The following is a 26997-nucleotide window of genomic DNA, read 5'->3' as shown; positions in this document are numbered from 1 at the left end:
AGTGGTGAGCCGAAGAGTCCACGCCACAGCAGCAGCCGAACTCGGAGCCGAGGGATCCGCTTACCCAACCCTGGGGCCTGACGGTTCGGTCGTCGCGATCGTGTTGCGCTTCGGCACCGGTCACACTTCCCGACCTCCACCGATCGGCGTATGGGACTGGGATCTCACCCCCGTTGATCGTCCGCCACGCCTATTGCTTTCGGAGGAATTCCTTGACCTCTACGAATTCAGTCGGGACTTTCGGGACCGAACGGTGTACGGCCCAGCCGACTTCTTTACGCGCGTGGTTTGCATCAGCGACTTACTCGACCTCGACCACAAGATCAAGTGCGCTGCAGCCGAGGACCACTCGACCGGTACTTTCATTATCCGTACCGATCCCGGCAACCTGCGTGAGCTGCACTATGCGCAACGGTGCATCATCACCGCGAGCGGTTTGCGTTTGCGGGGTGTATGCCGCGACATCACCAACATCGATGACCCGGCTCGACTGCACCGGCAACTAGTGGAGAACACGTTGTTGGGCGAAGTGTTCGACCTGCACGGCGTATTCGGCGCGATCGGAGACATCACATATCCCGCTGCCCCTATTGTGCTGAAGTGGCTCACTCCGCACCCACGCGGCCTAGGGCATGGCGCGTCGACGGGTCAGACACCCTCAGTTCATCCCGACGACCTGCCGACCGTCATTCAGATGATTACCGCAATGCGCGAACGACCGCACGAACAAGCAACCGCAACCGTCCGGGCCAGGCGGGCGGGCGGCGGCTGGATGAAAGCGACCGTTACCGCGCGATTGCTCGATCCGCGAATCTCGATGTCAATCGCTGTCGCGCTGGTATTTCCGGAAACCATTTCCACAACTGAAGAGAGCTGACCTTGGAGCCAAGAGAACGAGGCGCAGACAACGGGTCGACCGCGTCCGCTGGACAACGTGAGCTTGAAATCGCCTTTGCTGTCCCCCAATGTGGTTGCTCGGCAACGACTTCCAACCCCCAGCGGATAGACAATCGTCTCGCCGCCGCGTCCCTCGGTGGACGTGGATACGCTGACAACATGGGTCGACCAAGGATGGTCTCGCCGTGTGCTTGATGTTGGTCGCATGGCGCGCGAGTTCTACGTACCGTCTCGTGGTCGCCGCCAATCGCGACGAGGTGTACTGGCGACCGACTGAGCCGCTGCACGTCTGGGACGAACCCGCACGCATCATCGCAGGTCGTGACAAACCAAGTCACGGTACGTGGCTCGGTGTGACTGGAAGAGGACGATTCGCTGCGACCACAAATGTTCGCCGAGGCTTGCCGAAGTCATCGGGGGCGGTTCGCTCCCGTGGCAATCTGCCCGTCGATTTCCTCGCCTCCTCGGACACCCCCGAAGCGCACTCGTCAAGGTTGCTCGCCGATGGCGATCAGTACGCGGGATTCAATGTGCTACTGGGAGATCCCGAAAGCTTCTGGTGGGCTTCCAACATTCGGAACAACGCATCACCGCTGTCGGACGGGATACATGGGATCTCCAACGCCGCACTCGATACGCCGTGGCCGAAGGTCATTGAGGGTAAGCGAGCGTTCGAGACCGTAATCGACGCAGACGACGGTGGTTCGGAGTCTGTCGAGGCGTACTTCGACATTCTGAGGAACCACGACCTCGCGCCGCGGAAAATGCTGCCGAACACTGGTGTTGGAGGCTTTCTGGAGCATCGCCTTTCCGCGCGCTTCGTCCGACTCGGCTTCTACGGCACCCGATCGAGCACCGTCCTTCGCATGCGCCCTGACAACTCGTTCGAAATCACCGAGCGCCGATTCGGCCTCTTCCGCGAAATCGGGCGTACCCGATACACCGAATCGGGTACGCGCCGCCAACTCGAACAACTTTGAGGTTTCAGACCACTCGCGTCGACGCTTCCTACTCGGCGATAAGCCGATGATGCTCCTGAAACGACTTCGACAACGAGTCGAGCGACGCCGCTCCCTTCGCCGCGTCGCCAAGCGAGGGTGAGCCGATAACTCCCGATTCGCTATATCCCGAGATCCCGAGTACCGGAAGGTGTGGACGCCGAGGCGCTTGATGATCGGACTGGCGGAACCCGTCACGTAGCAGATCCGGAGCAACGTGCAGCAGGATCGACGCCTCAAGCTCTCCTGCGTGCATATCGTCGTGCGCGGACGTCACCATCCCAGACTCTCGTCGCGCGCGGTCCCAGTCATCGTTAGATGGAAACAACGTCATCCGTCGACGCGCAACATTCGCCTCTTGAACGACGTTGCGCAATACGTAGTTTCCACCGTGCCCGTTGACGATGACGAGATGCTCTACACCGCTCGCAGACAGCGAATCAGCGACATCGTTCACGACGGCCGCCAGGGTCGCCGAACGTATGCTGACGGTGCCGGCGAAGGCCGAATGCTCCTGCGAGCAGGAGATGGTGACCGGCGGTAGGCACAGTGCATTGAAGTCTTTACTGACGCGCTCCGCGATTGCACATGCGACGACTGTGTCCGTCACAAGAGGGAAATGGTCCCCGTGCTGCTCAAAGGCCCCGACCGGGAGTACTGCAACTGTAGCGTTCAACTTTCGCGCATCGGCAGACGTCGCCGTCGGCAGTGGCTTCAAGACCACCTCCTCGTCAAACGAGCCCCGTCAGTGACTCGCGCAGGTCGCGTACCGCACCGATCCTACGAGAAGGTGAAACGCACGCGCCGAGCGTTCGAAGTACGCCCAGCGTTCGTGCGGATGGCGCCATCCGGGCCGTCGCAGCTGCGCGTCGGCCGACAGCGCATGCGTCTTCGACCCGCCCTACCGCTGCATAGGCGACCGCGAGCCGTGACAAACAGAGGCCTTGATCGCGACGTTGGTCGCTCGGCCAACTGTCGACACACGACGCATACCTCGCCGCCGCATCTTCTGCCCAGCCAAGCCGCATCCAGCTGTGTGCCGCTTCCATCGCGATGTACTCCGGCGTGCAATATGCCGCGTAGCCAGGGCCCGGTTCAGTCGGATCGACGCTCACAACCTGATCCTCGGCTAGCTCCAGGGACGAGCGGCAGGCATCGACCTCTCCGAAAAGCGCGTGTGCGTATGCCTTCTGTCTCAGCGCGAGAGCGCTGAGAGTCGGGGCCCTACGGACACCGCTTCCGAGGGCTGCATTAGCAGCGCGGAGGGCCTTCGCCGCATCTCCGCTGTCCAGCGCGATCCCGCTTAGCCGCATGAGAACGTACGACTTCAGCTGCGCATCGTCGAGCTCCTCGGCGTACTCGAGTGCCTGCCGCGTCCAACGCGCAGCGCCCTCGATATCCCCGCAATCCTGGTACAGCCAGCCGGCAAGCTCCGCATAACGCGCCGCCGCGAATAGAAACTCGCTTCGCGCGGGACCACGCGCCAACGCGCATAAATTCTCCAGTGCCTGCAGCTCTGCCAGCAACGGCCCGATCACGTACTTAGGCCCCATCGTGCTGTCGAGTCGACAGTATTCGCGCAGCATCACCAGGTAGCGCTTGGCGACGTCAGCATCCACCGCTCCGACTTGTATGCCTACCAGCTGAGGCAGGGGTTCATCGCCGAGGCCGCTTTGAGAAGGAGCGCGGCGCACAAATCCGAGTTGCTCATCTGACAACGCGAATATTGCGCGCAGTAACTGGCGATAGATCGGGTGGGGTAACGCCTTCTGGTTCTCCCAACGCGAGACCATGACCTTCAGACTCGCGCGGTTGGCGATATCGATGCCTCGTGCGGACGCGCTCGACTCCAACGCCGAGATCAGTCTGTCCTGCGACCACCCGCGCGCCTGACGTGCTTCTTGAAGTGTCCTGGCCATCGTCGGTCCTTGCGGCTGCTGTTTCCGTAGGCCCAGCATCCACCACGCCACAGACGTTGTCAGCGATCGTCACTACCTGTGTTGCCCGCGGGTTAACGAATCACGCGTTAACCCGCGCCAACTTATGCGACCCAAGCGATTCGGCTGGACTGGGGGTACGAAGCGCCAGGAGGCAGACACGATGTCAGAATCTTCAAACAGGCCGCGGACTGAATCGGGGCTCACCCCATCGCACGGTTGGATGGACCGAGCAGCATGCCGCGGCCACAAGAACCCTGACTGGTGGTTTCCCGGACACGGGAGCGGATCCAAGGCCATCCGCGTTTGCCGCCAGTGTCCGGTCACCGGATCCTGCGCCAAGTACGCACTCGATTCGAGAAGGGTCGATGGCGTAGTGGCAGGCGTCGCACTCGGTGGCGAGCGCAGGTTCCGCGACGATCGAGATCGCCTTCGCCAACTAGCGGCTGCCGGCGACTGCGTCGATTCGAGTAGTCAGACGGACGCGTCCAAATCGGCTGCTCGTCTGTCAGTTCGCGAACTGCCGCTGCTCCTCCCAGTCCCCCGCGCGGCGGCCCTGCTCGGCGTGAGCAGAGCGGGTGCGTACCGAATGGCGGCGAGGAACGAACTACCGATTCGGCGCTTTGGCGGACGGATCTACGTCGTCTCCGCTGCACTTCGCGATTTACTCGAGTCATCATGAATGCGTTGAATCTCGGCCGCGCCACGATGCCGGACATACTTCAAGCAGCGCACCCGGATCGCACAGAGGCCGCGCGGGAAACTTTCGCACCGTTCGATATTGATCAGGCCGATCGACCTGAGCCAATGGACGTGACTCTCCTGGAAGGTCGCTGGTACACCACCGAGGAGCTCGCGCAGATCCTGTGCGTTGACCCGTCGAGCATCCGACGCTGGCGCACCACGAAACCTCCGCAGGGGCCACCATTCGTCCGCGTATCCGCGCGAGTAACCATCTATCACTCCGCGGATGTGGAGGAATGGCTGGGCGACAGGCGAGTCGACCCCGCACAATTCCGAAGATGACGACCGGACTGCCGATGCCCGTCGGTGTCGTCGTCGCCCGGGACATCGAAAAGCTACCTCCGCGTGCCGACGGAACCGCGCGAGCAAAGCCGTTCCGCGCCCGTGTGCGATGGCGCGTCCCGAAAACCAATTCCCGCAAGTCCCGATCTCAGGTGTTCGCAACTGAGCAGGCCGCCTTGGACTGGATCGACGATCTCGTACGTTCGGCAACGCGCGGCCTCGATCCGAATATCGCGAGCGCGAGCTTGGCCGACTACGGAAACAAGAACCTCTCGTTGATCATGCGCGGGCTCGAACCCAAGTCGGGCGACCCGTATCTGGCTGGGTGGCGCAAGCGCGTTGTTCCCACGGTTGGGCATCTCCCGGTCACGCTGATCACCAACGGCCTGGTGGACCGGGCTGTTGTGTCATGGATCGAATCCGGCTGCAGTCGCTCCACGGTCCGCAACACGATCGCGATGTTCGGTCGCGTGATGGACCAGGCCATGCGCGACGACCTGATTGGCACAAATCCGGTTCGTGTTCGCGGCTGGCAGCGCCTGTACCGCCAGGTCGAAGCAGAACTCGACGAGCCGCGAAAGCTCGCGCTGCCAGACTGGGATGCACTGATGACCTTCGCCGACGCACTCGTCTCGGAATCAGCCGATCACTACGAGGGGTGGGGCGACGTGGTCGTCTTCGCCGCATGCACCGCATCCCGGATCGGCGAGGTATCCGGCTGCAGGGTACGCGACATCGACACCGACGAGTGGATGTGGACCGTGCGCCGCCAAACAACACCAGGACCCGGCGGCTTGGCCGACAAAACGACCAAATCCAAACGGGCGCGAACGGTTCCGCTCATCGTCGAAATCCAGGAGTTGGTGCAGAAGCGGCTCGCACTCGTCGGTGACGACCCAGATGCTCGCTTGTTCACCGGCCCGAAAGGCGGGCGCATTCAGACGGGCGTTCTGCATCGGGCCACACACTGGGACGTGGTTGCGGCGAAGCTGGGCTACGAGCATCTGCGCCGGCACGGCCTGCGCCATACCGGTCTGACGTGGATGGCCGACGCGGGGGTCCCCGTCCACCATCTGCAGCAGATCGCTGGGCACGCGGACCTAACGACAACGCAGCGGTATCTGCATCCCGACCGGCAAACCATCATCGAGGCCGGTCAGATGCTCTCTATTCATCTTGGGTCGACGACGGGTCCACAGTTGCGTGTGGTCCGCTGACCCGCCATCGAGTGGTTCAATTCCACTTGCACCCTGAAAGGATCCCGCCACCTCAACGGGAATTCGACCAAATGCTGCCTGATTGAGTCGACCGATCGGCGCATCACCCCCACAATGTCGCTGCTCAGACCGGTTTCCGCGCGGAGTTGTCGGATCGTTTCAGCAGAATGGCGACCAGTGGACATCTCAATTTAGCGAAGGAAAGCCTTGACCAAGCCGGATGACGCACGCCTACAAAAGAAGCTGAAGGAACAGTTGGGCTTTCTTCGCAGGTCCGCACGAGATTTCGACGGCGGCGATGAAGAGGAGGCGCTACGCCTTGCGACCACGATGCGGGTGCTGTTCCACGACACCTCCTCGAGTACTTCGCTCCTGACACACCTCTCTATCCGGCACGAGACGACGATGCTCGCGACCCCGCCCACCCAGTTCGCCGATTGGCGTGACTTTCTCAACGTCAGTATCGACCTGAATTCGTCCGAGCCGGTCAGATTTCTCCCCAAGCTCGGCGGTCTGTTCATACCCGACGTTCCGCTGGAAGATTGGTGGGCAACCGATTCCATCGCCGCTTCAGAAACCGCGGTATCGAGGAAGCGGATAATTCTGGGAGCTGCGAATCGTGACGGTGGCGCTCATGTGGACACCAAATTGCAGAACTTTTACGAACATCTAGTCAAGGGCGAGTATGGGCTCGGCATCACCGGCGACCTGACGTTTGACGGTCCTGCGCCGTTTCCTCAGGGCGTCACCATCTACCCACGCAACGGCCACCTCGCATTCCTACGGCAGTTCGCACACGAAGTTCTAAACGCCGCGAATCATTACCACTGGATCCATCCGTGATCCGCCGCATGGGAGGAAGGTCCATCTGAGGTGAGCCCGTCGTAGTGGTCCAGTCGTTGTGGGACTCTGTTGCCCGAGTGTTTGGGCAGGAAGAATCAACGACGACATGGCATCGAATAAGCGCCGGCGGCATACGCCGGATCAAATCATCCGCAAGCTCGCCGAGGGCAACAAGCTCCTCAGCGCCGGCCAGGAACTGGCCGAGGTGTGCCGGTACCTGGAGATCGCGGAGTCGACGTGGCATCGCTGGCTGGCCCAGTACGGCGGCATGAAGGCCAACGAGGCCAAACGGCTCAAAGAGCTCGAGGCCGAGAACGCGCGGTTGAAAAAGCTGGTCGCCAACCAGGCCCTGGACATCGACATGCTCAAGGAGATTTCGTCGGGAAACTTCTGACCCCGAACCGCAAGCGCCGCGCCGTCAAGGTGCTGCGTTAGCGGTTCGGGGTATCGCAGCGCCGCGCCTGCACGGTGGTCGGCCTGCACCGCTCCACGATGCGCCTGACGCCGTCCCCGGTCACCACCGAGGAAACCGAGTTACGGGCGTGGCTGCGCCAATTCTCCACCGACCGGCCCCGGTGGGGATGGCGCCGCGCCGCCAAGATGGCCCGCCGAGCCGGCTGGACGGTCAACAACAAGCGCATCCGGCGACTGTGGCGTGAGGAAGGGTTGCGGGTACCGCAACGCCGCAGGAAAGGGCGGATGACCGGGATCGGTGTCGCGGTCGGTGCGATGTCGCCGATTCGCCCGAACGTGGTCTGGGCGATAGACTTTCAGTTCGACACTACCGCCGATGGCCGCACCATCAAGATGCTCAACGTGATCGACGAGTTCACCCGCGAGGCCCTGGCGATCGAGGTCGATCGCAGCATCGACGCCGATGGTGTTGTCGCTGTGCTTGATCGGCTTGCCACCGCACGCGGTGCACCGGCCTACGTTCGTTTCGATAATGGTCCCGAGTTCGTGGCGCACGCCGTGAGCGATTGGTGCCGATTCAACAGTGCCGGTTCGCTTTTCATTGATGCTGGCTCGCCGTGGCAAAACGCCTGGATCGAATCGTTTAACGGTCGGCTCCGTGATGAACTGCTCAACTCATGGCGGTTCGACTCGTTACTGGAAGCCCGCGTGATCATCGAAGACTGGCGGGCCGATTACAACGTCAACCGACCCCACTCCGCCCACGGCGCGCTCACCCCGGCCGAGTTCGCTCTGCAGTGGACCACGACCCACCGACCCCGCGCCGCCTGACAACAACGTGCCGGGTCACGACACCTAACGACTGAACCACTCTTTGAGTGCTGCACGCCGTGACGGGGGCAGCGTTGGGGTACTGGCTAGGTGTGCCGACTGATCGACGCGCGGGCCGGTTAGAGGTCGAACGCCGGAGAAATGAACCGGTGCAGAATCTCGGCCTCGTGTTCGTCCCCGAGCGGCAGGTAGGCCAATGACAGGACCACGTGAACGATCCACAACGCTGCTGCTGGGTCGTCATCGGTGATTCCGGTGAGTTCGGCGGCCAGAGCGCTGAGCACCGGCGAGGAATGCAGGTCGCTCAGCGCGGGTGCTTTGCTCAGCGTCATCATCAGCCGTCGTATCGGGTCGGACCTGATCTGCTGCAGCGCCACGACGATCGCCGTGACGACCCGCTGCGAGCCGGTCAGACCTTCAACCTCGGCGCGAACGGTGTCGGTGATGTTTGCGGCATGCGCAGCAGCACGACGTCCCGAATGTGTGCCTTGCCGCCGGCGTAGCGGTAGATGGTTGCCCTCGAACAGTGCACCTGCTCGGCTAACGCGTCGATGTCCAAGGCGTCCAATCCGTCTCGGAGCATCAGTTGGGCAGCGGCACTGTAGATGCGTTCGGCCGCCACGGCCCCGCGATCCCCACCGACGACCCAATCCTGTCTCGCCACCTGCAGTACTCCTTGTATCGCCTCGAAACCATGTTCTCAGATCTGAGACGTGAAGATGCCGAATGTCTCCTATTCGGCCAGTTCAGAAGCTGCGGCTGAGACGCCGATCGCGGACCATGGCGACCGGCGGTATCGACTTCGTAGTGATCTGTTGACCCCGTCGGCTCAGACCCTCAGCGTGAAGCGATGACACAACTGGCAGGGACACTCGGGCTGTCGTTGTTCGATGACCAGTTCATCCAGGATCCCTATCCGCTTTATGAGCGCATGCATGCCGAGGGGCCTGTACACCGGATTGGTGATTCGGACTTCTACGCGGTGACCGGTTGGGAGGCCGTCAATGACGCCGTGACGCGGTGTGATGACTTTTCCTCCAACCTCACCGCCACGATGATGCGTAACCCCGATGGGACGGTGGGCGCGTTCCCGATGGGTGAACTCAGTGGCGCGACCCAAGCGCTGGCCACCGCCGATGACCCCGACCATGCCGTGCACCGCAAGGCGCTGATACCGCAACTGGCGGCCAAGCGCATCCGCGCCATCGAGTCGTTCGTCGCCGACACATCGACTCACATCTGGGACACCCGGGCACAGGGCGGTCGCATCGAATGGATGGGCGCGATGGCCAACCGGTTGCCCATGATGATCGTCGGGCGCATCATCGGCGTCCCCGACGAAGACACCGACAAGCTCATTCGATGGGGATATGCCGCCACCCAATTCGTGGAAGGACTGGTCACCCAAGACCAGCTCACCGCCGCAGGCATCGCGGTCATGGAACTCAGCGGATACATCAACGATCAGTTTCAAGACGCCACCGCCCACCCACGAGACAACCTGCTCGGCGACCTCGCCACAGCATGCGCCACCGGCGATCTGGACCAATTCACTGCGCTGGCCATGATGATCACCCTGTTCAGCGCCGGAGGCGAGTCGACGGCCTCGCTTGTCGGCTCGGCTGCCTGGATCTTGGCCGCCCAGCCCGCGATCCAACAGCAGGTGCGGGAGCAACCAGAATTGCTCGGCGCGTTCCTGGAGGAGGTGCTGCGCTTTGAGCCGCCGTTTCGTGGTCACTACCGCCACGTCGTCGACGACACCGAACTCGAAGGCGTTGCCCTGCCAGCCGGTTCACGCCTTTTCCTGATGTGGGGGGCAGCCAACCGCGATCCCGCGCATTTCGAGGACCCTAACCAGTTCCGGATCGACCGGCCCGCTGGGAAAAGTCACCTCACCTTCGGCAAGGGAGCACACTTCTGCGTGGGTGCAGCTTTGGCTCGGTTAGAAGCCACCGTCGTAATCCGTCAACTGCTCGAACGCACGACACTCATCGCGTCTTCCCGGACCGGGCCCTGGTTGCCCAGCCTGCTCGTGCGTCGACTCGACCATCTCGAACTGGTCGTCACATGACCGGGCAGGCGGAGTGGATCGCCTACTACGAACTGACCCAGGCCAAGGCCGCCTACTGCCGCATCCTCGACACCCGGGACTGGAACAGCTTGGCGGCGTTGATGACCACAGACGTCGAGTTCGGCATGAGTAACGGCGATGCCGAACCAGCTATGACCGTGGGCCGCGACGAGACGCTGGCACTGCTGCAATCGTTGGTGGCCGGGGCGAAGACCGTTCATCAGGTCCACACACCGGAAATCGACCTCGACGACAACGCAGCGCGGGTGATCTGGGCCGTGCAAGACCGGGCCGTGTTCGACAGCGGAATATCGGTCACCGGCTACGGGCACTACACCGAACGTTGGGTCCGCCAAGCAGAACAATGGAAACTCGCCTCATCGCGCCTGACTCACCTGATAACCGACATTCATCAAGTCACAGCCTGAATCCCCCCGAGCAACGGTGACTCAGCCGACCGACTCCGCACTAATGTAAACGACGACCCATCAACCCAAGCCGCACAGCGACTGGACCATCAACTGGGTCCCCCTCACATCCACCTGGTTGGACGGAGGCACCGAGGTGCCCGTAAACGGTGATGTGATCAAAGGACATGCTCTAGGCGATAGGTCGAGAACCTTCGTGAGCGCCGCTGTGACTGCGCATGGTTACCGACCGCAATGCAATCCGAATCGTCGTAGCGCATCGCAGGCTGGCTCGCTCCAAGAACACCAGTGAGCCTCATGCCATCCCATGATCGGGACCGCGGCGTTCGACATCGTCTTTGGGGTGGGGATTCGCCAGTGAACTCGCCGGCAGCATCGACGAGATTCACATAAATCCAACCCGGGTCCACAACGGGTCCACAATCTCGCGTCGTCCGCTGCAAAAACACCCTCTGACCTGGTCGGGCTGACAGGATTTGAACCTGCGACCACTTGACCCCCAGTCAAGTGCGCTACCAAACTGCGCCACAGCCCGTCCACGCCATTTCTGGCGCTCGATGAGGTTACCTCAGCGGTGCCTGGGTGAGCGAATCGGCTGGTCAAGGGCGTTTCGTCAGAGTCGCTGCGCCTGGGCCACCGCGCGGGCTTTGCCGCCCACCGCGAACCAGACATCGACGGTGTCGCCTGCGCGCCGAGTCACCAACTCGACCTTGTCCCCGCCCATCAGCGGCTTCGTGTACTCGATGATCACGCGGTACGGCACGGTCGTGACATCGCGGTGCAACGACAGCGCCTCTTCCAGGCCGCTGAGGTACACCGAATTGTTGACGTGGCCAAGTCGGTCGATGTCGGTGAAGCGCAGCGGGAAGTCCACGATCTGCACGCTGTCATCTGCAGACGACGGCAGCGGATCGTTCAGCGCGGCCTTCCAACGCAACCGATGCTCATCCGTGGAGGCGAGCAGGGGCGCGACGAATGCATCCGTCATCCGCGTGGGCATGCCGGTTTCCTCGCTGAAATGGATTAGGAACGCTTCGGTTTCGACGAGTCCGCCGTCGCTGCCCTTGATCTGCACGCGCATGTTGCACCACCGGTTCGAGGTGGCGTTGCACCAGCGGCGCAGTGTCGCGCGCTCGCCGAACTCGACCGGCTGCAGGATGTCCATCACGGTGCGGCGAACCACCCACGCCCGATGCAGCTCACCGTCCGGCACCACGTCGAGGTGTTCGTAGCCGATGTCCTGCAGGTAGCGCGCGACCGCGTCCAGCAGGAGCACCTGATTCGCGTCCGTGTCGGCCAGGCGAACAGGCCACCCCGTCTCGTAGAACTCGACGTCGGCGGGAAGCTCGGTCAGGACCGGGGGAATCACCATTTGCTCGATCCTGCCAGCCACACCGCGACCGCGCGACCAACCCGCCAGCGGCTACTTGCGCCGGTCCCGCTTCTCGCGCACCCGCACGGAGATCCGCACCGGACTGCCGTCGAAGCCGAACTCCTCACGCAGCCGGCGCTCCAGGAACCGGCGGTAGCCGGCCTCCAGGAATCCGGTGGTGAACAGCACGAACGTCGGCGGCCGCGTGGTGGCCTGGGTCGCGAACATCACTCGCGGCAGCCGCCCGCCACGCAGCGGCGGCGGCGTCGCAGCAACGACTTCCTTCAGCCAGGTGTTGAGGCGACCGGTCGAAATTCGCTTGTCCCACGATTCGAGCGACGTCTCGAGCGCCGGCACCAGCTTCTGCACGGCACGACCGGTACGCGCGGAGATGTTCACCCGCAGAGCCCACGGCACCCGAACCAGGTCACGCTCGATCTCGCGCTCGAGGATATGTCGACGATCCTCGTCGACGAGATCCCATTTATTGAACGCGAGCACCAGCGCACGACCGGCCTCGGCGACCATCGTCAGCACGCGCTGGTCCTGCTCCGTGATCGGCTCGGACGCGTCGATCAGCAGGATCGCGACCTCGGCGGCCTCGATCGCTCCCTTCGTACGCAGGGACGCATAGAACTCGGCGCCGCTGGCGTGGCTGACCCGCTTACGCAGTCCGGCGGTGTCAACGAAACGCCATGTCTTGCCGCCCAATTCGACGAGCGAGTCGACCGGGTCGACCGTGGTGCCCGCAACATCGTGCACCACGGAGCGCTCGTCGCCGGAAAGCTTGTTGATCAGGCTTGATTTGCCGACATTCGGCTTGCCAACCAGTGCAACACGACGGGGGCCGCCGACAGAGATCCCCTCACGCGGCGTAGTCGGCAGCACGTCGAGCACGATGTCGAGCAAGTCGCCGGTGCCGCGGCCATGCACGGCGCTGACCGTGCGCGGCTCGCCAAGTCCGAGCGACCACAGCGCTGCCGCATCGGCCTCGACCCGCTCGTCGTCGACCTTGTTGGCGACGAGGATGACCGGAGTCTTGGAGCGGCGCAACACTTTCGCCACCGCCTCGTCGGTAGAGGTCGCACCAACCGTCGCGTCGACGACGAGGATGATCGCGTCCGCGGTGCGCATCGCGTGTTCAGCCTGGCGCGCCACCGACTGCTGCAGACCCTTGGCGTCGGGTTCCCAACCGCCGGTGTCCTGCACCATGAACTTGCGGCCGGCCCAGTTCGCCTCGTAGGACACGCGGTCACGAGTCACGCCGGGAACGTCTTCCACGACCGCTTCGCGGCGGCCGATGATGCGGTTCACCAGAGTGGATTTGCCGACGTTCGGGCGACCAACAACGGCGAGCACCGGTACCGGGATGTGCGACGCCTCATCGGCCTCGCCCTCGAATTCGGCGAGTTCCCAATCGGCTTCCTCGTTCCATATGCCGTCGCCAGAGTAGGTCGTCGACGTCTCGTCGGTCACTGCACTGCTCCGGTTCGTTCGGTCACGATGCGATCCAACGCATCGATCACCTCGGTTATGCCGAGATCACTGGTGTCGAGGACCACAGCGTCCTCGGCCTGTCGCAGCGGGGATGCCGCGCGCGTCGAATCGAGCCTGTCGCGCCGCTCGACGTCCTCGAGCACCCCCTGGTAATCGTCGCCGCGACCCTCGCGGATGTTCTGCGCGTTGCGTCGCTCGGCCCGTGCAGCCGCGGAAGCGGTCAGGTAGATCTTCACGTCGGCGTCGGGGAACACGACGGTGCCGATGTCGCGACCCTCCACCACGATCCGGCCGGCATCGGTTGTCAGCTCGCGCTGCAACGCGACAAGCAGTGCGCGCACCGCGGGCACCGCGGACACCGCCGAGACCGCACGGGTGACCTCGGCGCCGCGAATCTCGTCCGACACGTCCTCATCGCCGAGTCGGATGCGCTCGGCCGACGGGTCGGTACCGATTGTCAGCGGGAGGCTCGCAACCGCGTCGGCGATCGCCGCGGGATCGGCGAGATCCACACCTGCGCGCAGCGTCTGCAGCGTCGCGACGCGGTACATCGCGCCAGTGTCGAGGTACTTCGCACCGATCCGAGTTGCCAGCATCCGCGAGACGCTGGATTTGCCGGTGCCCGAGGGCCCGTCCATCGCGACAATCAACGGCCGCGAATCCTCGTTGCCAATCACATTCCCACCGCCTCGTACAGCTTCCCGACCTCCGTGCGACCGAGTACGCGCAACGTACCGGGGCGTTGATCACCGAGCGCGATCGGACCAATGTTGGTGCGCAACAGGCGCTTTACCGGGTACCCGACTTCTTCGAGCAGACGGCGCACGATGTGCTTGCGACCCTCGTGCAGCTCGAGCTTCACTAGCGAGCGGCCCTCACCGAGTTCGAGCACCTGGAAGCGGTCCACCTTCGCGGGACCGTCCTCGAGTTGCACGCCGTCCCGAAGTTGCTTTCCCACATTGCGATTGACCTCACCGGACACGGTTGCCAGGTACGTCTTGCTCACCTCATACGAGGGATGCATCAGCCGGTGTGCGAGATCACCGTCGTTGGTAAGCAGCAAGAGTCCTTCGGTGTCGGCGTCGAGACGGCCGACGTGGAACAGTCGCTGCCCCGCCGCAACGCGCTCGGCGACGATGTCGCCAACACACGGGCGGCCGAGATCATCCGACATCGTCGACTGCCAGCCGCGCGGCTTGTTCAGCACGACATGGACGAGTTCTTCGCGCACAACGATGCGCGTGCCATCCACCCGCACGACCGCGGTCTGCGGGTCGACGCGCAGGCCCTGCTCGGTGACGATGCGGCCGTCCACCTCGACGCGGCCCGCGGCGATCATTTCCTCGGCCGCACGACGGGATGCGACGCCGGCCTGCGCCAACACCTTCTGCAACCGCATACCCTCGCCTGTCGCGAGCTTGGTATGACCGCCACGCTCGACGTACTGCTGCCGCGCGGGCTTGGCGTTGCTGAGTTTCGGGGGTTGCGCCTTCGGGCGCGGCTTCTTCGCGCCGGCCTTACTTGCGCCTGCTTTGCCTGCGCCTGCTTTGCCTGCACCGGCCTTACCGGTGGGCTTCGAGCCACGCGAGGTGGGCTTTCCAGCCGCGGCGGGCGCGTTGCGGCCGCCTGTCTTACGTTTGTCCGGTGTGCCATCACGGCGAGCGGGGTTATTCACGATCTTCCTGTCATTCGTCGTCTGCGAGCTCGATGCTCGCATCGGGCTCCGCACGTTTGCGCAGCCTCATGTACCGCGGGTCGGTATCCAGACTGTCATTGATCTCGTCGATGAGGTCCACATCCGGCAACAGCGGTGCCAACTGCGGCAACTCTGCGAGCGACCCGAGTCCGATCCGTTCGAGAAACAGTTCGGTAGTTGCGTACAGCGTGGCGCTGGTCTGCGAGTCCGAGCCGGCCTCCGAGATCAGCCCGCGCGCGAGCAGGGTGCGCATCACACCATCCACATTGACCCCACGAACCGCGCTGACGCGCGCCCGAGTTACCGGTTGACGGTAGGCGATCACTGCCAGAGTTTCCAAAGCGGCGCGGGTCAGCTTCGACCGCGCGCCGTCGAGCAACAGCCGCTCGACATAAGGGGCGTACGCACTCCGAGTGTAGAGACGCCACCCCTCCCCCACGGCGCGCAAGTCGAAGCCACTGCGCCGCGCGGTGAGCTCTGCTGCAATCTCGCGCAGCATTGCTTCGACGCGGTCGACCGGCTCATCGATCGACCCGGCGAGCGTTGCGGCGCTTGCCGGTTCGTCCACCACCAGCAGCATCGCCTCGAGCGCGTTGTGCAGCTCCGTGTCGCTCAGCGGCTCGTAATCCTCACTCGCAGCGGCATCGCCGCCATCGTCGTCCTCGTCGGTATCGACGGCTTCGCCGCCGGCGGATTCAGCCGCGTCGTCGCTGCGCTCGTCGCCTTCGCTGGGCGTTTCGACGTCGCCAATATCACCACCGCGGGGATCCTCGGCCGCGGGATCGGTGTCCTCGGCAGGCTCGGTCGCACCAGTGAAATCGGTCATTCGTAGTCCTCGTCATTCACCGCGACTTGGGCGGTCGCGTCGCCGGTCCACGTCACCGCCAGGTCCCCCAGCGGGTCGGGCTGCTCGAAATCCACCGATTTCTCACGATAGAGCTCGAGCAGCGCGAGGAATCTCGCCACGATCTGCAGCGGCGCACTGCAGTCCGCCACGATCTCCGTGAACGTCGTCCAGGCTCCCGGACCACGTTCCTTCAGCAACTCCAGCACCAGCGCGGCTTGCTCGGCCACCGACACCTGCGGCGCGTGCAGATGGTCGAGTCCGACGGTCGGGACCGGCCGGGGACGGAATGCCGCAGCCGCGATCTGCGCGAACTCCTCGGCCGCGACCCCGAGCATCACCTCGGGCAACAGCGACGAAAAGCGCTCTTCGAGCGACACCGACCGCGGGTAGCGGCGCAACGCGGCCGCCTCCATCGCCGCGAACATCTCCGCGACCTGCTTGAACGCGCGGTACTGCAGCAGCCGCGCGAACAGGAGGTCCCGCGCGTCGAGCAACGCGAGGTCGTCCGCGTCCTCCACTTCGCCCGAAGGCAGCAGTCGTGCCGCCTTGAGGTCGAGCAAAGTCGCCGCCACCACCAGGAACGCCGTTGTCTGCTCGAGATCCATCTCGGAACCGAGCGCCTTCGTATAGGCGATGAAATCATCGGTGACCTGGTGCAGCGCCACCTCGGTGACGTCGAGTTTGTGCTGACTGATCAGGTTGAGCAGGAGATCGAACGGACCTTCGAAGTTGCGCAGCCGAACGTGGAAACCCTGCCGGTCGCTGCTCTCGGATTCGTCGGTAGGTGTCGCTCCGGTCACCGGCCTGCCCGGTAGACGACCTCACGCGCGAGCGACCGGTAGGCCTGCGCTCCGCCCGACTTCGGCGCCCACGTGGTGATCGGTTCGCCCGCCACGCTGGTCTCCGGGAAGCGCACGGTTCGGGTGATGACGGTGTCGAACACGACCTCACCGAACACTTCGACCACGCGGGCCATGACCTCACGCGAGTGCAGGGTTCGGGCGTCGTACATGGTGACGACAATGCCAGTAAGGGTCAGCTTGGGGTTGAGCCGGTCATGGACCTTCTCGACAGTGTCGTTGAGTAAAGCCAGCCCGCGCAGGCTGAAGTACTCGCACTCCATCGGGATCAGGACCCCATCGGCGCAGGCGAGCGCATTGACGGTCAGCAGGCCGAGCGACGGCTGGCAGTCGATGAGAATGTAGTCGTAGCGGTCCAGCACGGGGTGCAGCACGCGACCCAGGGTCTGCTCACGGCCGACCTCGTTGACGAGCTGTATTTCGGCGGCCGACAAATCGATGTTGCTGGGCAGCAAGTCCATGTTGTCGACCCGCGTGCGCATCACGACGTCGTCGATCGACACCCGCGATTCGACGAGCAGGTTGTGCACGGTCAGGTCGAGATCGTGGTGCGCAACGCCGAGACCCGCGGACAGCGCGCCCTGCGGATCGAGGTCGACGAGCAACACGCGGCGGCCGCACTCGGCAAGTGCGGCGCCGAGATTGATCGTGGAGGTCGTCTTCCCGACCCCACCCTTCTGGTTGCACATGGCGATGATGCGGGCGGGGCCGTGCGTGCTCAGTGGCTGGGGATCAGGGATCGCCCGCGGCGGGCGGCCGGTCGGTCCGAGGCCGCTGTCGCTCACTTGGTGGATGTCGATATCCGGCTCAGCCGAACGCGTTCCACGAATCACACCGATCTCCGCAGTGGATAGGCGCGGTGTCGTCACGTCGAAGACTCCCCTGTTCCATCACGATCGAGCGGGCGGTTCTTCGGGTAGACGCTACCGCTTCGAATCCAGAAAACTGTGCGCGGACACGCCTTTTAGTGCGCGCGAGGGTGTGCGCCCGCCCAAACTTCGCGCAGCGAACCGATCGTGACCAACGTATAAATCTGTGTTGTTGTCACAGAAGCATGCCCCAGTAACTCCTGCACCACGCGTACATCCGCGCCACCGTCCAAAAGGTGTGTCGCGAACGAGTGCCGAAGGGTGTGTGGCGACACGTGGGTGCTGATTCCCGCGCGTTCCGCCGACGCCTGCAGGACCTGCCACGCGCTCTGGCGCGACAGCCGGCCGCCGCGCGAGTTGAGGAAAAGCGCGCCGCCGCCCTGCGGCGATCGAAGCGATGTCGTGCTGCGCCGCGCGGCGAGTTCGGGACGCCCGCGAACCAGGTAGGCGTCGATGGCCGCGATCGCCGGGCGGCCGACCGGCACCAGACGTTGTTTGCCGCCCTTCCCGTGCAGCACCACCGCGCGGTCGTCGATCTCGATGTCGTCCACGTCGAGACCGACCGCCTCGGAGATCCGGGCGCCGGTCGAGTACAGCAATTCGAGCAGGGCTCGGTCGCGGAGTCGACGCGGCCCATCGGTGGCGCGGTCGCCGCCGGCCGCCTCGAGCAGCGCAAGCACCTTGTCGACCGGCAGCGCCTTGGGCAGCCTCCGCCCGGGTGCCGGGGGTTTGACCGGGTGCGCGACATCAGTTGTCGTGATGCCCTCGACCGCCGCGAAGCGGTGCAGCCCGCGCACCGCGATCAGCGCACGGGCGGCCGAGCTCGCCGCCAACGGCGGGAACTCGCGGTCGGGCTCGCCACGCCGCAACGCAATGACGAAGTCCGCGACATCGCGCTCGGCGACGTCGCCCAGCGAATCGACGGATCGGCTGGCCAGGAACTCGCGATAGCGGTCGAGGTCACGCCGGTACGAGCTCAGCGTGTTCCGCGCCAGGCCTCGCTCGACGGCGAGATGGTCGAGGTAGGTGTCGATCTGACGCGTCAGCACCGCTAGGTCGCCGGCCCGCCGGCCTTGCGGGCCGCGAAGGCTGTCGGACGTCCTGCCCACGGCGAGTCGGCCGGCCGCAACGCCACGTGCCCGGCGCGGGCGGCTGCCACCGACAGCACACCCGCGACGGCCGTCGCATTGACGACCTCGCCGGAGAACACCAGCGCGACCACGTCGGCAAGCGGCATCCGGACCAGCTCGAGATCGATCTCCTCGTGTTCGGGTTCGGGTCGCTCGATCTCGGTGAGGTCCTCGGCGAGGTAGATGCGCAGCGCTTCGTCGGTGAATCCCGGCGAAAGTGCGATGTCGACCAGCACCGACCACGTGCACGCGGCCAGACCCGTCTCCTCGGCGAGTTCACGCTTGGCGGCATCGAGCGGGTCTTCGCCCGGCGAGTCGAGCAGCCCCGCAGGAAGCTCGAGCAGCCGTGCGCCGACCGGGTGGCGGTACTGCCGAACCAGCACCAGCCGATCCGACTCATCGATGGCCGCAACGGCAACCGCACCGTAGTGCTCGACAACCTCGCGGGCGGCAGGATGCCCGTCGGGCATCACCACCTGGTCGCGACGCAGCGCGATGATGGCGCCCTCGTACAACGTCTCCGACCCGACCGTGTCGAAAACGTGTGTCCCGGGGACGAAGTCGCCCGATCGACCGGACGATCGGGGCTCCGTCATCGTCAGGCGTCCTCGTCGACGTCGACCGGCTCGCCGCCGAGCCCGTCGTCGCCGCGGATATCCATCGGAAGCCGTTCGGCGGCCTTGTATTTCAGCGCCGCACCGACGAACGCTGCGAAGAGCGGGTGCGGGCGGGTGGGCCGGCTCTTCAGCTCCGGATGTGCCTGCGTCGCAACGAAGAACGGGTGCTTGTCGGTGGGCAGCTCGACGAACTCGACGAGGTGACCATCCGGAGAGGTGCCGCTGAACTGCAGGCCGCTCTTGCCGATCCGCTCCCGGAAGGAGTTGTTCACCTCGTAGCGATGGCGGTGCCGCTCGGAAACTTGCTCGGTGCCGTACGCCTGCGCGACAACGGAACCCCGCGCGAGGGTAGCCGGGTACGCCCCGAGGCGCATGGTGCCGCCCAGGTCGGCTTCACCCGCAACGATGTCTTCCTGGTCGGCCATCGTCGAAATCACGGGGTATTGGGTATCCGGTTCGAACTCGGCGGAGTTTGCGCCGTCGAGGCCGACCGAGCGGGCGGCTTCGATCACGACGCACTGCAGGCCGAGGCACAGGCCGAGCAGCGGCACCTTGCGGGTCCGCGCGTAGCGGATGGCGCCGACCTTGCCCTCGATCCCGCGGATGCCGAATCCGCCCGGAATGAGCACGGCGTCGGTGTCGGTCAGGGCAGCGGCGGCGCCGGCCTCGGTCTCGCACTCGTCGGAGGGCACCCACTTGATCGCAACCTTCGCGCGATGTGCGAAACCGCCGGCACGCAGCGCCTCGGTGACCGAGAGGTAGGCGTCGGGCAGGTCCACATACTTGCCAACGAGCGCGATCCGCACGGTTTCGCGCGGGTCGTGCACGCGCTCGAGCAGATCTCCCCAGACGGTCCAGTCCACGTCGCGGAACGGCAGGCCGAGCTGGCGAACGACGTACGCGTCGAGACCCTCGCGGTGGAGCACCTTCGGGATGTCGTAGATCGACGGCGCGTCGGGAGTGGAGATGCAGCCGTCGACGTCGACGTCACACATCAAGGCGATCTTGCTCTTCAGGGCCTGCGGAACGTCACGGTCGCACCGCAGGATGAGGGCGTCGGGCTGGATACCGATGTTCCGCAGGGCGGCAACGGAGTGCTGGGTGGGCTTCGTCTTCAGCTCGCCCGACGGCACGAGGTACGGAATCAGCGAGACGTGCAGGAAGAAGACGTTCTCCCGGCCGACGTCGTGGCGCACCTGGCGGGCCGCCTCGAGGAACGGCTGCGACTCGATGTCGCCGACGGTGCCGCCGATTTCGGTGATGATGACGTCGGGGATCTGGCCCTCGAGATCCGGCCCGCTCATCGCGAGGATGCGGCTCTTGATCTCGTCGGTGATGTGCGGAATGACCTGGACGGTGTCGCCGAGGTACTCGCCGCGGCGCTCCTTGGCGATCACCGAGGAGTACACCTGCCCGGTTGTCACATTGGCGTAGCCGGAGAGGTCGCGGTCGAGGAAGCGCTCGTAGTGCCCTACGTCGAGATCGGTCTCGGCGCCGTCCTCGGTGACGAAAACTTCACCGTGCTGGAACGGGTTCATCGTGCCGGGATCGACGTTCAGGTAGGGGTCGAGCTTCTGCATCGTCACCCGCAGTCCGCGGGCGGTGAGCAGCTGACCCAAACTCGATGCGGTGAGGCCCTTTCCGAGCGACGACACCACTCCACCGCTGACAAAGATGTGCTTGGTGGCGGTCCGCGAATGGATGCGCGATTGCTGGCCCGTGATTGACGACCCCGCGTTGATTGACACTTACGCTCCCGTGACGACACTGCAGGACTTGGTTCTGGAATCGATCTGGGGCCTGCGGACCCACGGGTCTTTACCGTAACACCCGGCGCGCGTCTCGTGCGCCAACCGGGGGATCGCGGTCAGCTTGGGATGGCGCCGACTGTCACCGCGGTCGAGTTGGGCCCGGTTCCGTACCGGCCCACACCGCCATTGAGCTGCTCGGCAAGGGCGAGGGCCACGGTGATTCGGCCGGCCTCGGTGTTGATGTTGTCGATCGTGGACGCGGTGCCCGCGAGTGCCGTGTCTGCCCGGCTCACCGCTATCGGGCCGCTGCCTTCCGCCGAAGCAGGCAGTCCCGCGAGTGCGGCCCCGGCGCCGCGACCGTCCAGAGCTGCGGCAAAGCGCGAAACGATCGAGCCGCGGTTGCCATCGTTGCCGGAGTTCCCGCCGGTCACGACGAGCGCGAGCTGTCCCGGGCGGGCATCGTCGTAGGTCACGAAGCCGCCGCCGCGCAGCGTCTCGAGGGCGAGCGCGGTGTCCTGCGGCGAACTCTGCGGCTGCGCGGTTGCGGCGTCGAGCAGCAGCACCGAGCCGAGCAGATCACCGGCGAGGCTGCCCTGGTCGACCGCGGCGGTGCGGAGCTGAACTCCGGCGGGAATCACATTCGAGATGGTGGTGCGAAGTCGGTCACCACTGGCCACATCGATGAACGCGTCGGTCAGGCCAACCCGCCCGGTGACCTTGGCTCCGGCCGCCTCGATGTTGCGCGTCACCGCGTCGACATCGGCCGGGTTTGCGTCGGGCGTGGTGAACACCACGACGGTCCGGTCGGCGAGCGAGTTCGCAAGGATCCGGCCCGATACCGCGGCGTCGAATCCGTCCGCGGCACCAGCCTGGAGCTGCAACTGGGTGTTCTCGGCCTGCAGGCCGTCCACCTCGTGCTGCAGATCCGCGCGATCATCGCGTAAACCCGAGAGCAAGTCCGACGCGATGGTCTGCGATCCGAGCACAACCCCGAGCGCGAGCGCGAAGAAGATCGCCGCGATCGAAATTGCGTGTTGGCGGAGCGAAATCACTCGAGCAAGCCCTCGATCCACGTCTGCACCTGGTTCCACAGATCGGTCGCCCAATCCATGACCTCGGCGCCCATGTTGGACGCGACCAGTGCCACCACGATCGCGGTGAGCGCCGCCAGGACGAGCAGCGCGATCGCGCCGCCGGACACCCGGCTGCGGTACAGCGTGGCAACAGCCTTGGCGTCCACCAGCTTCGGACCGACCTTGAGCCGCGTGAGGAACGTCGCGGGGTTACTGTCCCGACGGCTGCGATCGAAGAACTCATCGAGCGATGCGGCAGCACCCACGGTCACGATCATCGACGCACCGTGATGATCCGCGAGTAGCAGTGCAAGATCCGCGGTCCCGGCTGACGCCGGAAAGGTGATCGCACCGATACCGAGATCCTGGATTCGCTGCAGGCCGGGCGCGTGCCCATCGGGGTCTGCCGGCAGCACCACCTCGGCGCCGGATTTCAATGTGGCCGCGGTGATGTCATCGGGGTCGCCGACGATCAGGTCGGGGCGATAGCCCGCCTTGGAGAGGCTGTCCGCCCCAGCGCCGACGCCGATGAGGATCGGTGCGTACTCCTTGATGAACGGCTTGAGGTTCTTCAGGTCGGCGACATGATCCGGCCCGTCGGCAACCACCACAACGTGGCGACCGTCGAGGTCGAGATCGATTTCGGGGACGCCGATGCCGTCGATGAGCAACTGGCTCTCGGCCTTGACGAATTCGATCGTGTTGCCGGAGAACGCTTCGAGATGCGTTGCGAGCCCGTTCTTGGCCGCGATCATCCGGTCGGAGATCTCGATTTCGCTCAGTTCGGTACCGGCGAGCAATGCCTTCTCGCCGGAAAACACGGTGCCGTCGTCGAGCCGGATCTTGGATCCGTCCTTGACCTTCTTGAACACGTCCTGACCGATGTCATCGATCAGGGTGATGCCATTGGCCACCAGCACTTCCGGCCCGAGATTCGGGTATCGCCCGGATATCGACGGCGAGGCGTTGATCACCGCGAGCACGCCGGCGGACACAAGCGCGTCTGCCGTGATCCGGTCGAGGTCGAGCTCGTCGAGCACCACGATGTCGCCGTGGCCCACCCGGCGCAGGAGGCGAGAAGTGTTGCGATCGACCCGCGCGATTCCGCTGAGCCCGGGGAGCGTTTCCGTGTTTCGCGACAGCAGTGCCTGCAGCTTCATGAGCTCGATGATGCCGCCGGATTCAAGCGCCCCGGCGGAGGCGCGCCGAAACAATTGTCACACCAGTCACATCATTACCAGCTGTATTTGTCCACCATAGCGGCGGTTATGCTTCCGCTGACGTCCGGTCGAGGCGCCGGGAATCTCGCGGAAGGAAATACCAGACAATGCCGAGTTACACCGCCGAAGAGATCATCGACGCTCCCCGCGAGGTCGTCTACAACCTTTTCGCGGACCGCGAGAACAGTGGCGATTTCCTGCCAGTGAACGTCCGCCTCGTCTCCCCCGGCGACGCCGAGCGCCAGGGTGTGGGTGCGGTCCATTTTCTGGGCATGGGAAAGATGGGCGTGAAGGAGCAGATCACCGGCCTGATCCCCAACGAGCGCATCGAATACCGGCTCATTGCCGGTGCGCCGGTGAAGGACCACACCGGCACGATCGTCTTTTCCGATGCCGGTAGCGGCACGCGCGTCGTCTACACGATGGACTCGACGCCGAGCCTGCCCGTGCCCGCCGGCCTCCTCAAGCTCGGCCTGCGCGGCCTCATCGGCAGCATGATCTCCGGTGTGCGCAAGGAAGCCACGCGCCGAACGAACTGAGACTCAGCGCAGCTCTTCGGCGTGCGAGCGCGCGAGCTGCAATAGCTCCTCCGCATGCGCACGGCCGGTCTCGGTGTCATCGAGGCCGGCCAGCATGCGGGCGAGCTCGACAACACGCTCCTCGCCGTCCAGCGCACGCACGCCGCTGTTGAGGACACCGCCATCGTCGGTCTTATCGACCACTAGATGGGTGTCGGCGAATGCTGCGACCTGCGCCAGGTGCGTCACGACGATGACCTGATGGGTTCGGGCCAGACGCGCGAGGCGACGACCGATCTCTACCGCGGCCCGACCGCCGACTCCGGCGTCGACCTCGTCGAAGACCATGGTCGCGCCCTTCTCGGAGTCGGCGAGCACCACTTCCATCGCCAGCATGACCCGAGAAAGCTCACCACCCGAGGCACTCTTGCCGATCGGTAGCGACTGCGCGCCGCCGTGCCCGGCGAGCCGGAATTCCACCTCGTCGACACCGTCCCCGCCCGCGTGCAGCAGCGTGCCGGCAACGTTGAGCGGTGCGGAATCCTGCGCGCCCGCAACGATCTGGCGCACCTCGACGTCGAGCCGCGCCTTGCCCATGGCGAGACCGGCGAGTTCCGCACTCACAGCCTTCGCCAGCTTTGACGCCGCGGAACTCCTTGCAGCACTGAGCTTTCCGGCCGCCGAAGCGACAGCCCGCTCGGCATCGTCCGCGCGCTTCTGCAATTCGGCCAGTGCATCCTCGGACACGTCGACATGCTCGAGCCGCGCTCGGGCGTCGTCCGCCCATGCGATGACACCGTCGACGTCGGGTGCGTACTTGCGGGTGAGCGACTTCAGTTCGGCCTGACGGGTGAGCAGGCTGTCCAGCGCACCCGGATCCGCCGGAAGGTCGGTCAGGTAGCTGCTCAGTTCACCGGCGACATCGACGACCAACGCGATCGCCTCGCCGAGGCGGGGACCGAGTTCGGCCAGCGCCGGATCGTCGCCGGCTTCGATTCGATCGCGGGCTACCCCGAGCAGTTCGATCGCGCTCGACGCATCAGCGGCAGTCTCGGTGCCGACGTCGGCCCCGGACAGGGCTGCCTGGGCCGTTTCGGCGGCTTCGCGCAGTGTGTCGAGATCGCCGAGGCGCCGCACCTCGGCGACGATCGCGATGTCTTCTCCGGGAGTCGGTGCCACAGCATCGATTTCGGCCAATTCGTGCCGGAGGCGGTCGGCCTCCTGAGCGAGCTCGCGGCTCTTCTCGGTGCGTTCGATGAGCTCGCGGCGCGCGGTAAGCCACGCGCGGCGCAGTTCGCGGTACCTAGCCAGCGGGGTCTCGATCGCCTCCGCGGCGAACCGGTCCACCGCGCGGCGCTGCTCGTCGGAGCGAAGCAGCCGCAGCTGGTCGTTCTGGCCGTGCACGGTCAAGAGCGGATCGGTGAACTCGGCGAGCACGCCGGCGGGAACGCCCCGTCCTCCGAGGTGGGCACGAGAGCGGCCGTCCGACCCGACCGTGCGCAGGACGATCACGCTGCCGTCCTCATCGCGATCGGCACCCGCGGATTCGAGCACCTCCGCCACGGCCTCGCCGCGGGCCCCGTCGACATCGTCGGTGACGAACCGCCCCTCGACGACGGCTCGCTCCGCGCCCACCCGCACTCGGCCGGCGTCGGCGCGCGCGCCGCTGAGTAGATGCAGGCTCGTGACGACCATCGTCTTGCCCGCTCCGGTCTCACCGGTGACCACGGTCAGGCCGTCATGAAACTGCGCCGTCGCCGAGGCGATGACGCCCAATCCGTCAATCCTGATCTCGGCGAGCACGTTTCAGCGTTTCCTTCCCCGCCAGCCCGTCACGGGCAACTCGAACTTGCGAACCAACCGGTCGGCGAACGGCGCCGAATCGAGCCGCACCCATTGCAGTGGCTTGCTCCCCCGGACCGCCTCGACGCGGCCGCCGCGCGGCAGCAGCATCGTGCGCCGGCCGTCCAGGAAGACGAGTGCGTTGTGTCCGGTCGCTACCGACTCGACCGCGACGATCGAGTCCGGCGAGGTCACGAGAGGACGGGCGAACAACGCATGGGCATTGCTCGGAATCACCAGCAGCGCTTCAAGTTCCGGCCACACGACCGGACCGCCGGCAGAAAATGCATATGCGGTCGAGCCGGTCGGGGAGGCGATCAGCACGCCGTCACAACCGAACGAGGACACCGGCCGGCCGTCCACCTCGAGGACAACCTCGAGGACACCAAGCCGTGACTCGTTCTCGATGCTCGCCTCGTTGAGTGCCCAACTCCGGTCCACCACTTGATCGTCCACCCGCACCGACACGTCGAGCGTCATCCTGTGCTCGATGCGGTAATCGCGCTTAACCACTTGGGCGAGTGCTTCGTCGAGGTGCTCGGCCTCGGCCTCGGTCAGGAATCCGATCCGGCCGAGATTGATGCCCAGTATCGGGACGCCCGCCCCGAGGGCGAGTTCGGCGGCACGCAGAATAGTTCCGTCGCCGCCGAGGACGAGCACCATTTCGCAGCCTTCCGCCGCGTGCGGGCTCGCGTCGACAACGGCGACTTTCCCGTAGCCGCGGTCGGTGACGGAACCCGACCACTCGATTCCGGTGCTGTAGGCCTCGTCGGCGAGGATGCGTAGCGCGATACCGGCCTCGTCGAAGATCTTCGCGACCCGGTGTGCCACCTCACCGATTTCGGCGCGGCCCGGATGTGCGACCAGCAGAACCTCTCGTCCAGCCGGACGTTCCAACGGCGCGCTCACTGTGGCCCCTCCCGCACCGCGGTCTCGATCAATTCCGAAACGCGGTCATCGTCTCCGGCCGGTACCGCATCGGCCCGGAACCACAGAAAATACTCGACATTGCCGGACGGTCCGGGCAGGGGGCTGGCCACGGC

The 26997-nt window shown here is 65.0% G+C and carries 24 protein-coding genes, 1 tRNA gene and 3 pseudogenes; 9 read left to right on the top strand and 19 right to left on the bottom strand.

The genetic code is table 11. The features are described from left to right. Nucleotides 1-100 precede the first annotated feature (100 nt). Nucleotides 101-877, top strand: coding sequence for a hypothetical protein (locus tag A8G08_RS20750; RefSeq protein ID WP_157108700.1), 777 nt, complete (start codon nt 101-103; stop codon nt 875-877). A gap of 214 nt (nt 878-1091) precedes the next feature. After that, nucleotides 1092-1877 carry an NRDE family protein gene (locus tag A8G08_RS20745; RefSeq protein ID WP_157108699.1) on the top strand — a complete coding sequence of 262 codons (786 nt, stop codon included), beginning with the start codon at nt 1092-1094 and terminating at the stop codon, nt 1875-1877. Nucleotides 1878-1905: 28 nt separating this feature from the next. Here the strand turns inward: A8G08_RS20745 and A8G08_RS20740 are convergent, their stop codons facing one another. Further along, complete coding sequence (locus A8G08_RS20740) at nt 1906-2619, bottom strand: creatininase family protein (protein WP_425394586.1); 714 nt, start codon at nt 2617-2619, stop codon at nt 1906-1908. Between the two features lie 7 nt (nt 2620-2626). After that, nucleotides 2627-3865, bottom strand: coding sequence for an NsdA family TPR-like regulatory protein (locus tag A8G08_RS20735; protein ID WP_169823349.1), 1239 nt, complete (start codon nt 3863-3865; stop codon nt 2627-2629). A gap of 73 nt (nt 3866-3938) precedes the next feature. Between A8G08_RS20735 and A8G08_RS28095 the strand changes: the two genes are divergently transcribed. The 4 genes and pseudogenes from A8G08_RS28095 (at nt 3939) to A8G08_RS20710 (ending at nt 8163) form a co-directional block, all read left to right on the top strand. Next, nucleotides 3939-4514 (top strand): WhiB family transcriptional regulator, encoded by a 576-nt coding sequence (locus tag A8G08_RS28095; RefSeq protein ID WP_084436648.1) that lies wholly within the window; start codon nt 3939-3941, stop codon nt 4512-4514. Nucleotides 4515-4854: 340 nt separating this feature from the next. Beyond that, on the top strand, nt 4855-6075 hold the full coding sequence (locus A8G08_RS20725; protein ID WP_068278362.1) for a tyrosine-type recombinase/integrase: 1221 nt from the start codon (nt 4855-4857) through the stop codon (nt 6073-6075). A 207-nt stretch (nt 6076-6282) separates the two neighbouring features. After that, entirely contained in the window at nt 6283-6918 is a 636-nt protein-coding gene (locus tag A8G08_RS27265) for a hypothetical protein (protein WP_068278360.1), read from the top strand. 106 nt (nt 6919-7024) lie between these two features. Beyond that, nucleotides 7025-8163: pseudogene (locus A8G08_RS20710) on the top strand (IS3 family transposase). Between the two features lie 119 nt (nt 8164-8282). On the opposite strand, the pseudogene A8G08_RS20705 reads toward A8G08_RS20710, so the two are convergent. Next, nucleotides 8283-8827 (bottom strand): annotated as a pseudogene (locus tag A8G08_RS20705) (TetR/AcrR family transcriptional regulator). Nucleotides 8828-9013: 186 nt separating this feature from the next. On the opposite strand from A8G08_RS20705, the gene A8G08_RS20700 reads away from it, so the two are divergent. Further along, nucleotides 9014-10234 (top strand): cytochrome P450, encoded by a 1221-nt coding sequence (locus A8G08_RS20700; protein ID WP_068278356.1) that lies wholly within the window; start codon nt 9014-9016, stop codon nt 10232-10234. Further along, nucleotides 10231-10662 carry a nuclear transport factor 2 family protein gene (locus tag A8G08_RS20695; RefSeq protein WP_068278354.1) on the top strand — a complete coding sequence of 144 codons (432 nt, stop codon included), beginning with the start codon at nt 10231-10233 and terminating at the stop codon, nt 10660-10662. Before A8G08_RS20700 ends, A8G08_RS20695 begins: the two co-directional genes overlap by 4 nt. A gap of 458 nt (nt 10663-11120) precedes the next feature. Here A8G08_RS20695 and A8G08_RS20690 read toward each other — a convergent pair. The 13 genes from A8G08_RS20690 to steA all read right to left on the bottom strand — a co-directional run bounded on the left by A8G08_RS20690 (nt 11121) and on the right by steA (nt 23534). After that, nucleotides 11121-11197 (bottom strand) — tRNA-Pro (locus tag A8G08_RS20690). 78 nt (nt 11198-11275) lie between these two features. After that, nucleotides 11276-12034 carry an acyl-[acyl-carrier-protein] thioesterase gene (locus A8G08_RS20685; protein WP_068278352.1) on the bottom strand — a complete coding sequence of 253 codons (759 nt, stop codon included), beginning with the start codon at nt 12032-12034 and terminating at the stop codon, nt 11276-11278. Nucleotides 12035-12085: 51 nt separating this feature from the next. Continuing rightward, nucleotides 12086-13510, bottom strand: coding sequence for a ribosome biogenesis GTPase Der (gene der, locus A8G08_RS20680; RefSeq protein ID WP_068278351.1), 1425 nt, complete (start codon nt 13508-13510; stop codon nt 12086-12088). Further along, nucleotides 13507-14169, bottom strand: a complete 663-nt coding sequence (gene cmk / locus A8G08_RS20675) for a (d)CMP kinase (RefSeq protein WP_068278387.1) — start codon at nt 14167-14169, stop codon at nt 13507-13509. Before cmk ends, der begins: the two co-directional genes overlap by 4 nt. 35 nt (nt 14170-14204) lie before the next feature. After that, nucleotides 14205-15206, bottom strand: coding sequence for a pseudouridine synthase (locus A8G08_RS20670; RefSeq protein ID WP_157108697.1), 1002 nt, complete (start codon nt 15204-15206; stop codon nt 14205-14207). 10 nt (nt 15207-15216) lie between these two features. Next, nucleotides 15217-16053, bottom strand: a complete 837-nt coding sequence (gene scpB, locus A8G08_RS20665) for an SMC-Scp complex subunit ScpB (RefSeq protein ID WP_084436644.1) — start codon at nt 16051-16053, stop codon at nt 15217-15219. Then, complete coding sequence (locus A8G08_RS20660; protein ID WP_068278348.1) at nt 16050-16874, bottom strand: segregation and condensation protein A; 825 nt, start codon at nt 16872-16874, stop codon at nt 16050-16052. The genes scpB and A8G08_RS20660 overlap by 4 nt, the downstream gene beginning before the upstream one ends. Continuing rightward, complete coding sequence (locus A8G08_RS20655; RefSeq protein WP_245672928.1) at nt 16871-17764, bottom strand: ParA family protein; 894 nt, start codon at nt 17762-17764, stop codon at nt 16871-16873. The genes A8G08_RS20660 and A8G08_RS20655 overlap by 4 nt, the downstream gene beginning before the upstream one ends. A 134-nt stretch (nt 17765-17898) precedes the next feature. Further along, nucleotides 17899-18852 (bottom strand): site-specific tyrosine recombinase XerD, encoded by a 954-nt coding sequence (gene xerD, locus A8G08_RS20650; protein ID WP_068278347.1) that lies wholly within the window; start codon nt 18850-18852, stop codon nt 17899-17901. Between the two features lie 2 nt (nt 18853-18854). Further along, a complete protein-coding gene (locus tag A8G08_RS20645; RefSeq protein WP_068278346.1) occupies nt 18855-19529 on the bottom strand; it encodes an NUDIX domain-containing protein in 675 nt (224 codons plus the stop codon). A 2-nt stretch (nt 19530-19531) separates the two neighbouring features. Beyond that, entirely contained in the window at nt 19532-21298 is a 1767-nt protein-coding gene (locus tag A8G08_RS20640) for a CTP synthase (protein ID WP_281182171.1), read from the bottom strand. Nucleotides 21299-21417: 119 nt separating this feature from the next. Next, nucleotides 21418-22353 (bottom strand): copper transporter, encoded by a 936-nt coding sequence (locus A8G08_RS20635; protein WP_068278344.1) that lies wholly within the window; start codon nt 22351-22353, stop codon nt 21418-21420. After that, entirely contained in the window at nt 22350-23534 is a 1185-nt protein-coding gene (steA, locus tag A8G08_RS20630; RefSeq protein ID WP_068278371.1) for a putative cytokinetic ring protein SteA, read from the bottom strand. Before steA ends, A8G08_RS20635 begins: the two co-directional genes overlap by 4 nt. A gap of 167 nt (nt 23535-23701) precedes the next feature. Here steA and A8G08_RS20625 point away from each other — a divergent pair, with 167 nt between their 5' ends. Continuing rightward, nucleotides 23702-24133, top strand: coding sequence for an SRPBCC family protein (locus A8G08_RS20625; protein WP_068278342.1), 432 nt, complete (start codon nt 23702-23704; stop codon nt 24131-24133). A gap of 3 nt (nt 24134-24136) precedes the next feature. Here the strand turns inward: A8G08_RS20625 and recN are convergent, their stop codons facing one another. From recN to A8G08_RS28090, 3 genes and pseudogenes are all read right to left on the bottom strand, one after another. Further along, entirely contained in the window at nt 24137-25915 is a 1779-nt protein-coding gene (gene recN, locus A8G08_RS20620; RefSeq protein WP_068278340.1) for a DNA repair protein RecN, read from the bottom strand. A gap of 3 nt (nt 25916-25918) precedes the next feature. Beyond that, on the bottom strand, nt 25919-26863 hold the full coding sequence (locus tag A8G08_RS20615) for an NAD kinase (RefSeq protein WP_068278338.1): 945 nt from the start codon (nt 26861-26863) through the stop codon (nt 25919-25921). Continuing rightward, nucleotides 26860-26997 (bottom strand): annotated as a pseudogene (locus A8G08_RS28090) (16S/23S rRNA (cytidine-2'-O)-methyltransferase); the annotation flags it as partial. The gene A8G08_RS20615 and the pseudogene A8G08_RS28090, both read right to left, overlap by 4 nt.

The organism is Aldersonia kunmingensis, from assembly GCF_001646865.1.
Taxonomy (GTDB): Bacteria; Actinomycetota; Actinomycetes; order Mycobacteriales; family Mycobacteriaceae; genus Aldersonia; species Aldersonia kunmingensis.
The sequence above is the reverse complement of the archived record's forward strand: the minus strand, read 5'-3'. Positions and strand labels throughout refer to the sequence as shown.

Coding starts and splice junctions, on each gene's coding strand:
- A8G08_RS20645 (WP_068278346.1), bottom strand. CDS start 19,529: ATGACGGAGCCCCGATCGTCCGGTCGATCGGGCGACTTCGTCCCCGGG.
- A8G08_RS20725 (WP_068278362.1), top strand. CDS start 4,855: ATGACGACCGGACTGCCGATGCCCGTCGGTGTCGTCGTCGCCCGGGAC.
- steA (WP_068278371.1), bottom strand. CDS start 23,534: ATGAAGCTGCAGGCACTGCTGTCGCGAAACACGGAAACGCTCCCCGGG.
- A8G08_RS28095 (WP_084436648.1), top strand. CDS start 3,939: ATGCGACCCAAGCGATTCGGCTGGACTGGGGGTACGAAGCGCCAGGAG.
- A8G08_RS20745 (WP_157108699.1), top strand. CDS start 1,092: ATGTTGGTCGCATGGCGCGCGAGTTCTACGTACCGTCTCGTGGTCGCC.
- A8G08_RS20625 (WP_068278342.1), top strand. CDS start 23,702: ATGCCGAGTTACACCGCCGAAGAGATCATCGACGCTCCCCGCGAGGTC.
- scpB (WP_084436644.1), bottom strand. CDS start 16,053: ATGACCGATTTCACTGGTGCGACCGAGCCTGCCGAGGACACCGATCCC.
- A8G08_RS20685 (WP_068278352.1), bottom strand. CDS start 12,034: ATGGTGATTCCCCCGGTCCTGACCGAGCTTCCCGCCGACGTCGAGTTC.
- cmk (WP_068278387.1), bottom strand. CDS start 14,169: ATGGACGGGCCCTCGGGCACCGGCAAATCCAGCGTCTCGCGGATGCTG.
- A8G08_RS20695 (WP_068278354.1), top strand. CDS start 10,231: ATGACCGGGCAGGCGGAGTGGATCGCCTACTACGAACTGACCCAGGCC.
- A8G08_RS20700 (WP_068278356.1), top strand. CDS start 9,014: ATGACACAACTGGCAGGGACACTCGGGCTGTCGTTGTTCGATGACCAG.